The organism is Chamaesiphon sp. GL140_3_metabinner_50 (assembly GCF_025361915.1).
Lineage (GTDB): Bacteria > Cyanobacteriota > Cyanobacteriia > Cyanobacteriales > Chamaesiphonaceae > Chamaesiphon.
The window spans coordinates 1-9,208 of the sequence record NZ_JANYJC010000394.1 but is presented as its reverse complement, the minus strand read 5'-3'; the positions used below and the strand labels follow the sequence as shown (position 1 = coordinate 9,208).

The window sequence follows — 9,208 nt, the reverse complement described above, 5'->3', positions numbered from 1 at the left end:
TCGGTGGCTTTATCCAGTTGGGTTTTGGTATCGATACCCCGCTCTGTGGCGATTGCTCGTGCGGATGTTAATTCTTCTTGAGCTTTATCTAATTGAGATTTACTAATACCGCCCGATCGATATAAGGTCAGTTTACGCTGATATTCGCTCTGCGTGTTGGCGAGTTTAGCTTGACTCCCTAACGTATTATCACCCGATCGATCGAACTTTTCGCGACGACGATATTCAGCCTCCGCATTAGTTAATTTAGCCTGAGCGGTAAGTAAACCCAAACCATCCCGATCGGATTGTAGCTGACGTTGGTAATCGGCTTCGGCATTTTGCAATTGCGATCGGGCAGAATTTAGGGCAGCAGTGCGCTGTTGGCGGCTGCTAGCGAGTTGAGCTTGCAATTTAGTAATTACAGCCGTCTGAGCGGCGATTTGCGACTTCTTGACATCAGTTTGAGTCGTTCTCCCCAGCTCGATTTGGCGGAGATTCACATCGGCTAGCGCATCGCGTAAATCGGCTTGTTTGCGATCGATCCCTTGTAAAATGGCAATTACCTGAGAACGCTTGACAAAATCGCCCTCTTTAACGAGGATGCGATCGACACGACTATCCTGAGCATTCGCCACCGAGAGTTTAATCACTTCCCCATTCGGTTGAATCCGTCCCAATGCAACCACAGCATTTGGCTTGGCGGGAACGACCGTTTTAGGATTTGGTTCGGCGGTACCCGCTGCACAGCTAGATATCAGTGCCATTAGCCCGCAAATTGTCAGCGCGAAATAAGGTTTCATACCTTGAGGATAACTGCTATGGTCGATCCGATACTACTAGCGCGAGTCATAAATTAGTTATGACTAACGTCATATTAATGCTCGATTCTCTTTCAGAGACGCTACGCGAACGAATCTAGAATTAGAGGGTATCTGGATCGATGCCTAATTCTCGCAGCTTATTATCTCTTTTTTGTTTCTCGATCTCTAATCGCTGATTATCTATCTCCAATCGCTGATTATCCGCAAGGATCGAATCGCGTTGGGTAGCGACATTATCGAAAGTTTCAAAAATTCGTCCATCGGGATGGGTGAGTTGTAGCTCGGTGCCATTTAACTGAAAGTTAATGCCCAAACGCGGACTAGTCCAGCCTGTCATCTCATCGATGCGTTCTAGATAGAGATCTTCACTGCGTTGATAGCCTTTTAAAATATACCGATCTGGATCGTAAATATAATATTCTTCCACGCCGCAGCGGGCATAAATCTGTAATTTTCGATCCATTTCCCCCTCTGTGTTACCTGGAGAAAGAATTTCAAATACTACTTGCGGCGCGATATTATCTTCTTGCCATTGTTTATAAGAACCCCTGTCACCTTTCGGTCTACCAAAAGCTACCATCACATCTGGAGCAACTCGATATTTAGGATTACCTTCGACGGGATACCATAGCAAATCGCCCGCTACAAAAACTAGTTCTTCATTGCGAAACAGCCAATCTAGATTCCCATGAATGGTAGTAATCAACCGAAATTGCTTGGTATTATCTGCCATCGGTAATCCATCACTATCTGGATAAATAATCTCACTACTGGTAGCTAGCATCGTATTTACGTTTACTTAGTTTTTTACAGGTGTTTTGCTTTCGATCGCAGCCAATGATTCTATTGATTTTTTATTCGACAAATCCCACATCGATTCAAATTCTCCAGCACTAATAGAATTGCCTAAATTCATACCTGCCTCTGTTAATTCTCGATCGAACAACGCATTTCCACCAAGTTCTTGATGGTACATCCTATTACAGAAATTATCCGCTAGCGTGGGACAAATTTAATTCGTCCCACGTTAAGACATTAGAAATCGCTAAAATTCGCGATCGCATCGACAATCCGTTTTACTACTTCATCGACACCAAGCGCACCTAATTCGCCTTCAATCCGGGTACGAATGCTAATGGTATTGTTTTCCACCTCGTTACCGCCGATGATGCCCACAATGGGGATTTTTGCCTTCTCAGCGTTGCGAACCATCTTACCCAAACGTTCGTTGCTGGTATCTACTTCAGCACGCACGCCGAGGGCGAGTAATTTAGCACAAACTTCTTTGGCAAACGGCATAAAGTCTTGAGCGACAGGAACCAGGCGCATTTGAACTGGAGCCATCCAGACGGGGAAATCGCCAGCATATTCTTCGATTAAAATCCCGATTAGGCGTTCGAGGGAGCCAAACGGCGCACGGTGAATCATGACAGGACGTTGGCGGCTGCTGTGTTCGTCGATGTATTCTAGCTCGAATCGTTCGGGCAGATTATAATCTACTTGAACGGTACCTAATTGCCACTCGCGATCGAGGGCATCACTAAAGATAAAATCTAGTTTAGGGCCATAAAAAGCCGCTTCGCCAATGCCGATAAAATGATCCATGCCCAGCTTTTCAACAGCACGGGTAATTGCTCCTTCGGCTTTGTTCCAAGCGTCATCAGTCCCGATGTATTTATCAGAAGCTGGATCGCGGAAACTCAGGCGTGCTTTAAAGTTTTTTAGGCGGAGTTTTTCAAATACGGAGAGGATCAAATCCACCACATTCATGAACTCCTCATCTAATTGTTCTGGAGTTACAAATAGGTGTGAGTCATCGACAGTAAAGCCACGCACGCGAGTTAAACCACCGAGTTCGCCAGATTGTTCGTAGCGATAAACGGTGCCAAATTCCGCATACCGAATCGGTAAATCGCGATAAGAGCGTAATTCGCTTTGATAGATTTGAATGTGAAACGGACAATTCATCGGCTTCATTACAAAGCCATTATCCGCCGCAATATCTTCGAGATTGTCCGCCATAATTGGGAACATATCTTCTTTATATTTTTGCCTGTGTCCCGATTTCATAAATAGATCGGTTTTGGCAATGTGGGGCGTGACTACAGGTAAATAGCCCCGTTTAGTCTGTTCCTTTTTGAGGAAGTCTTCCAGAATACTCCGCAAAATTGTCCCTTTGGGTGTCCAAAGTGGCAAACCAGGGCCGACTAATTCTGAGAAAATAAATAAGCCTAATTCCTTGCCAATTTTGCGATGATCGCGGCGGAGTGCTTCTTCCTTACGACGTTCGTATTCGGCGAGTTGTTCGGGATTTTCCCAGGCGGTACCGTAGATGCGTTGCAATTGCGCCTTGGTTTCGTCCCCACGCCAATATGCACCCGCGACTGATTCGAGTTTAAAGGCTTTGGGGTGCAAATCGCCAGTATTTTCGACATGCGGCCCCGCACACAAATCCCACCATTTATCGCCGAGGTGATAGAGGGTAATCGGTTCTTGCAATCCAGCGAGAATTTCTAATTTATATGGCTCATTGAGGGCGGAAATCCTGGCTTCGGCTTCGGCTCTAGTCACTTCTTCCCGTACTACTGGCAATTTCTGATTGACAATCTTAATCATCTCCTTCTGAATTGTCTTCAGATCCTTATCTGTAAAGGCATCCGGGCTGTCAAAATCGTAGTAGAACCCATTTTCGATCCACGGGCCGATCGTCACCAGAGCCTTGGGAAACAGCTTCTGTACCGCCATCGCCATTACATGCGAGGTGGTGTGTCTAATTTTTTTGAGGGTTTCCGATTCGCTGGTTTTAGGTAAATGGATTTTCTCTGGCTGTTCGGCGTTAGACATGGCTATCCCTGGCAAAATTTAATACTCACAGCAGCGACACTAAACTCAATCACGATCGCTGCTAGATCTATTTTACCCAGGAATCTGCACCGATAGCTGGGATAGGGACTCTTGCGCAGCAATGCTCATTTTAAAACTCTGACGCTATTTTATCGCTTTAATCTTAGCGATCGATAACGGCAAAATGCGGGTTTTAAGAGTTTTATTTTTAAAAACCAGCATTACATCTAGTCTCAATTTTCATCGCAAATTGCTGCTTAGGAGTTAATCGTCCCGGTTTGGGGCGAACTGGCGATCGCAATTTTAGCAACGGGAATTCGCCCAGCCAGGTAACTCAATCGTCCGGCAACAGCGGCTAAACCCATCGCCTGAGCCATCATCGGGGCATTTTCCGCACAGGCGATCGCGGTATTAATTAATAGAGCATCCGCACCGATTTCCATCGCTTGAGCGGCTTCGCTGGGGGTACCAATCCCCGCATCGACAACTACGGGGACTTTGGCATTTTCGATAATAATTTGAATATTAGCAAGATTTCTAATCCCCTGTCCCGATCCGATCGGCGAACCTAAGGGCATCACCGTCACGCATCCGGCTTCTTCTAGCCGCTTGGCTAGTATTGGATCGGCGTTGATATAGGGAAGTACGGCAAACCCTTCTTTGACGAGCTGCTCGGCTGCCTGGAGGGTACCGATCGGATCTGGTAATAAATATTTACCTTCGGGAATAACTTCTAATTTGACAAAGTTATTATCTTCCTGTCCTAATAATTTTGCCATTTCTCGACCCAATCGCGCCACCCGCACGGCATCTTCGGCAGTTTGACAGCCAGCAGTATTGGGCAGCATCCAGATTTTAGACCAATCGATCGCTTCTGCCAAGCCTTCATGTCCGGCGGCTTTGGTTTGCACTCGGCGCACGGCGACGGTAACAATTTCGCAACCGCTGGCGATAATGCTCTGTTGCATCTGCTCGATGCTGCGATATTTGCCCGTACCCGTCATCAGCCGCGAGTTAAAGCTTTTACCTGCAATAATTAATGGTCGATCGGTCATGAATAGTTGATAGTGAATAGTGGATAGTGAGTAGAAATCGACTAATATTATGACATGCCGATTTTGCACGCGGGACGATCGGACATCGATTCAATATAATTAACGACGGCTGGATATGCCGATAAATCTAATTTGAGCATCAAGGGAATATAAATTAAAATCGCACCGACAGCCACATCGACAACGCTAAATCGATCGCCTAATAGGTAAGGATGTTTGCTCAACATCTCATTTAATGGAGCCATTAGTTTAGGTAATTCTTTTGCTCGACTTGTCTCAGTAAAAATTCCGTTAGCTAGAGTTGAGTTAGCAAATAATGTCCATTGAGTGAGGATAGCTTGTTGCTCGATCGATAATATCTCTCCGCTATATTTTTGATGTAAATATAGCAAGATCGCACCGGATTCAGATAGTGCAAAATCTCCATCTACGAGCGTCGGGACTTTACCAAAAGGGTTTAATTTCAGAAAATCTGGTTTTAGGTGTTCTCCTACTGACATATCGAGTAGGACGAATTCGTAAGGAATTGCTAACTCTTCTAAATACCATCGTACGATCGAAGCCCGACTCCGCGCGCCACCATATAATTTAATCATCTTATTTTTTCACTATTTATAATTAGCATTGGATCCTGGGAGCACGGATGAGGGAGTAATTGTATTTTGCTAATCGCCTTTACCCTTTTCCCCTAAAGCCTAAAGCCTAATCTAAGCACGAAGCTCAAATCCATTTAGATATTCCATCGGTTTGTTTGGATCGAAGGCAATGCGATCGACAAACATTTCTGGTTGTTCAATTTTTAATTGACCTTTGGGCATATTCAACCAAAAAGCTTTGGCAACTTCAGCATAACCTTCAACTGGATATAGCTGTTTAATTATACCATCTGCATTTTTAGGATAATCGGTTAATTTCTGTTGATTCCAGCGTACCATTTGAGTCAGCACCCAGACAGCGTGCGAGTGCCAGAGAAAGTTTGCATGGTTGGGCGATTGTAAATATTTGGTCGATTGGAAGTGAAATATTTGAAAGTCAGAAAGTTTTTGGATTTGAGGTTTAGCATCGAAACCACCATAATTATAACTACCTGCGAGAATGTTCTGCCAGTTTTTATTAGTGCCAGGATCTGTATATTCAGATTTACCTAAAATTGGTGCGAGTGCGGTCACATTTTCTTGGTTATCACAGAATTGACAAGCTTCTAATACTGCTGCCATTAATGCTTTAGCAGTAATCGGATTGTCTTTGAGCCAAGTATCGAGACTAGCAAGAATTTTTTCCGGGTGTCCGTGCCAAATATCTCGATCGATCGAAGCGGTAAATGCTTTTTTATCGGCAAGTGTTTGTTGGTTGAAAAATTCATCGGTGGCATAACCGATTACTTTGCCACTTTCTAATCCTGCGGTAATATCTGGCGGTGCTAAAACTTTAATTTTTACATCGCGTTCGGCATCGATACCCATCGTCCCCAGCCAATATCTGGTCGTATAATTTGCCATCGCAGCGGGATGGGCGATCGCAAATTCTGGCGGTGTTTTGAGTTCGTGAAAGAACTTATTATAGCCTTCTTGAAATTCACCCAAACTATTATAAGCTTGGCGCGATCGCAACCCAGCCTTCCACGCAGTTTCACTCAAACTAATACTATTACCATTAATATTTAAACCCATCAAGGCAATTGTATTCGCATTACCTTGACTTTTACTTTCTTCGCGCTCTTTTTTTCGTCTGCGGCGGTTCGATTTAGGTGCCTCTTCATCTTGCTCCGGCGATTTGCCCCCTTTACTACTAAAATATTCCCAGAGCGGCATCGCAAACAAAGTTTGGACGGCATCTAATTTACCGCTGTGTAATTCCTCTTGTCCTTTATCCCACGTCGGTTGTTTCACTAGTGTGACATTCAAGCCATACTTTTTGAACATCCCTTTCTCTTTAGCGACTACTAACGGTAGACAGTCCATACTAGAAACAATCCCAATCTGGAGATCGGTTTTTTCTAACTTCCCAAAGTTGGCTGCTGGCTGAGTAAAGTGAGTGCTACCTTGATTAGTACAAGCAGCAAATGTTAAACCTGCGGCGGTGAGAGTACTATATTGCAGAAATTGGCGACGCTTCATTGCGATGATATTAGAGATCTATAAACAACCGAGTCTAAACCGATCTATTCGAGCCACTAATTTAATTTTAGATGCGGTATGTTGAATTCTACAGGATGCTGGGACTTTTTAGGCTTTAGGCTTTAGGCTTTAGGCTTTAGGGAAGAGATCGAGAGTTATAGTCTACTCCTTACTCCTTACTCCTTACTCCTTACTCCTTACTCCTTACTCCTTACTCCTCCCTTGAACCTCACCACCCCCCTCAAAATCGGCTCTCTCCAGCTTCACAGCCGTGTTTTTCAGTCGCCCTTGTCTGGGGTTACCGATCTGGTTTTTCGTCGCTTGGTGCGGCGATATGCCCCCGATTCGATGATGTATACCGAGATGGTGCAGGCATCGAGTTTGAGACATCTCAAGGAGATACCGCGCATCATGGAAATCGATGCTAATGAGCGTCCGATTAGCATTCAGTTGTTCGATTGTCGCCCCGATTTTCTGGGTGAAGCGGCTCAAATCGCCGTGGAGCAAGGCGCACAAACAATCGATATTAACATGGGGTGTCCGGTTAATAAAATTACTAAAAATGGTGGTGGTTCGTCATTACTGCGCGATCCAGATACGGCTGTGGCGATCGTCAAAGCTGTCGTTAATGCTGTTAATATACCCGTGACGGTAAAAACCCGCATCGGTTGGTCGGATGATGAGATTAATATTCTAGATTTTGCCCAACGGATGCAGGATGCTGGCGCGCAAATGCTCACAGTTCACGCTCGTACTCGCGCTCAAGGCTACAATGGTACGGCAAACTGGGACTGGATTCGGCGAGTGAAAGAGATACTATCTATCCCCATCATTGCTAATGGGGATATCTTTTCAGTGGAATCTGCTGTCGCTTGTCTAAAACAGACTGGAGCCGATGGGGTAATGTGTTCGCGCGGTACGCTCGGCTACCCATTTCTAGTCGGCGAAATCGACCATTTTCTCAAGACAGGCGAATTATTACCATCACCGAGTTCGATCGCTAGATTAGAATGTGCTAGAGAACATTTACAAAACTTGTACTTATATAAAGGCGAACGTGGCATTCTACAAGCTCGCAAACACATGACTTGGTACGCCAAGGGCTTTTCAGGTGCCTCAGAACTCCGTACGCAGCTACAGGAAATTAAGAATGTAGCCGAAGGAGTGGATATAATCGATCGACAGATAGAGTTATTAGCTCAAACGGTGTAGCGGCTAGGAACTGGATGTGCAGAACGCCAGCCACTTACCAATTATAAATTACCGCGCAGGGCTGCAAGCAGAAATACCACCACTGGGCCAGCAATCATAATCATTGCTACCATCGATAGCTGGGCGATTACTTCCCAGTTAATACCTAATACAGCATCAACAATACCGCTCAAAAAATCCATATTTCCTCTCGAACAAACTTAAATTTATTATATAGCCAACAAGATCGGCGATCCAATTTTATCCGCGCTGGGCGGGATTAAATTAATTTAGTTTACAAAACTATATGGGAGCTGGGAGATGGGAGATGGGAGATGGGAGCGTTGTAAATCGCAATCGATACGAATAGACTAGATGAGTAATAATTGACTGACGAAAATATGTCTACATGGCGGTGTATAAAGCAGTGTGGGGCTTGCTGTAACTTAGATCCGAGCGATCGACCAGATTTAGAGGAGTACCTGCCACCGGAGCAGCTAGCTATCTATCTGAGCATGGTGGGGGAAGATGGTTGGTGTGTGAATCTCGATCGCGATACCCGCGCCTGTACTATTTATGAAGATCGTCCTTCTTTTTGTCGGGTACAGGAAGATACCTTCGTGGCGATGTTTGGGATCGAGCCAGCGGATTTGAATGATTTTGCGATCGCGTGTTGTCGGGAGCAAATCGAAGGCGTGTATGGAGATCGGAGTCTAGAAGCAATCCGATTTGATACGGAACTGGGAATTTTGCTCTAAGTCTCGACCTTTGGCGATTGGTATGAGAAGATGAGAGGAATATGAAAACCTAGCTAAGTTCAGATTATCCAGTGACTAGTCCTTCTACTCCAGAAACCTCATCTGACGATATTGTCGTCCAAACCATTGTCACTGAATCGTCCACAAGTCTCCAAAAATCGAGTGTGTGGAGTACTTTCTTCTCGACATTTATCACGATTTTCCTCGCTGAAATGGGCGATAAAACGCAATTAGCGACGCTGTTGCTAAGTGCCCAATCGCAATCGCCGTGGATTGTCTTTCTCGGTGCGGGGACGGCGTTGATTGCGACTAGTTTGGTGGGGGTATTATTAGGGCGTTATTTGGCGAAAGTATTATCGCCGCGAACGTTAGATATCGCTGCTGGAGCTTTATTGATGGTAATTGCAGTTCTGTTGTTAGGAGATGTCGTGCAATTGTAA

Annotated in this window: 10 protein-coding genes and 1 pseudogene; 3 read left to right on the top strand and 8 right to left on the bottom strand. The window is 45.0% G+C overall.

The window, feature by feature from the left end; all coding sequences use genetic code 11:
- The 7 genes and pseudogenes from Q0R35_RS19435 to Q0R35_RS19405 all read right to left on the bottom strand — a co-directional run.
- Positions 1–782: pseudogene (locus Q0R35_RS19435) on the bottom strand (biotin/lipoyl-binding protein); the annotation flags it as partial.
- A 121-nt stretch (positions 783–903) separates the two neighbouring features.
- Positions 904–1,587, bottom strand: coding sequence for a Uma2 family endonuclease (locus Q0R35_RS19430; protein WP_295622256.1), 684 nt, complete (start codon positions 1,585–1,587; stop codon positions 904–906).
- 15 nt (positions 1,588–1,602) lie between these two features.
- The gene (locus Q0R35_RS19425) at positions 1,603–1,779 is read right to left on the bottom strand and encodes a hypothetical protein (RefSeq protein WP_295622255.1); all 177 of its coding nucleotides are present in this window, start codon (positions 1,777–1,779) and stop codon (positions 1,603–1,605) included.
- A 59-nt stretch (positions 1,780–1,838) separates the two neighbouring features.
- Positions 1,839–3,647, bottom strand: coding sequence for a threonine--tRNA ligase (gene thrS, locus Q0R35_RS19420; RefSeq protein WP_295622253.1), 1,809 nt, complete (start codon positions 3,645–3,647; stop codon positions 1,839–1,841).
- 257 nt (positions 3,648–3,904) lie between these two features.
- Positions 3,905–4,702, bottom strand: coding sequence for a thiazole synthase (locus Q0R35_RS19415; RefSeq protein ID WP_295622263.1), 798 nt, complete (start codon positions 4,700–4,702; stop codon positions 3,905–3,907).
- Positions 4,703–4,749: 47 nt separating this feature from the next.
- Positions 4,750–5,298, bottom strand: a complete 549-nt coding sequence (locus Q0R35_RS19410; RefSeq protein ID WP_295622252.1) for a glutathione S-transferase family protein — start codon at positions 5,296–5,298, stop codon at positions 4,750–4,752.
- Between the two features lie 111 nt (positions 5,299–5,409).
- Positions 5,410–6,819, bottom strand: a complete 1,410-nt coding sequence (locus Q0R35_RS19405) for a CmpA/NrtA family ABC transporter substrate-binding protein (protein ID WP_295622251.1) — start codon at positions 6,817–6,819, stop codon at positions 5,410–5,412.
- A gap of 222 nt (positions 6,820–7,041) precedes the next feature.
- On the opposite strand from Q0R35_RS19405, the gene dusB reads away from it, so the two are divergent.
- On the top strand, positions 7,042–8,031 hold the full coding sequence (gene dusB, locus Q0R35_RS19400; protein WP_295622250.1) for a tRNA dihydrouridine synthase DusB: 990 nt from the start codon (positions 7,042–7,044) through the stop codon (positions 8,029–8,031).
- A 41-nt stretch (positions 8,032–8,072) separates the two neighbouring features.
- Here dusB and Q0R35_RS19395 read toward each other — a convergent pair whose 3' ends face one another.
- A complete protein-coding gene (locus Q0R35_RS19395) occupies positions 8,073–8,213 on the bottom strand; it encodes a photosystem II reaction center protein Ycf12 (RefSeq protein ID WP_295622249.1) in 141 nt (46 codons plus the stop codon).
- 198 nt (positions 8,214–8,411) lie between these two features.
- Between Q0R35_RS19395 and Q0R35_RS19390 the strand changes: the two genes are divergently transcribed.
- On the top strand, positions 8,412–8,768 hold the full coding sequence (locus tag Q0R35_RS19390) for a YkgJ family cysteine cluster protein (protein ID WP_295622261.1): 357 nt from the start codon (positions 8,412–8,414) through the stop codon (positions 8,766–8,768).
- 125 nt (positions 8,769–8,893) lie between these two features.
- Positions 8,894–9,208 (top strand): TMEM165/GDT1 family protein, encoded by a 315-nt coding sequence (locus Q0R35_RS19385; RefSeq protein ID WP_366944952.1) that lies wholly within the window; start codon positions 8,894–8,896, stop codon positions 9,206–9,208.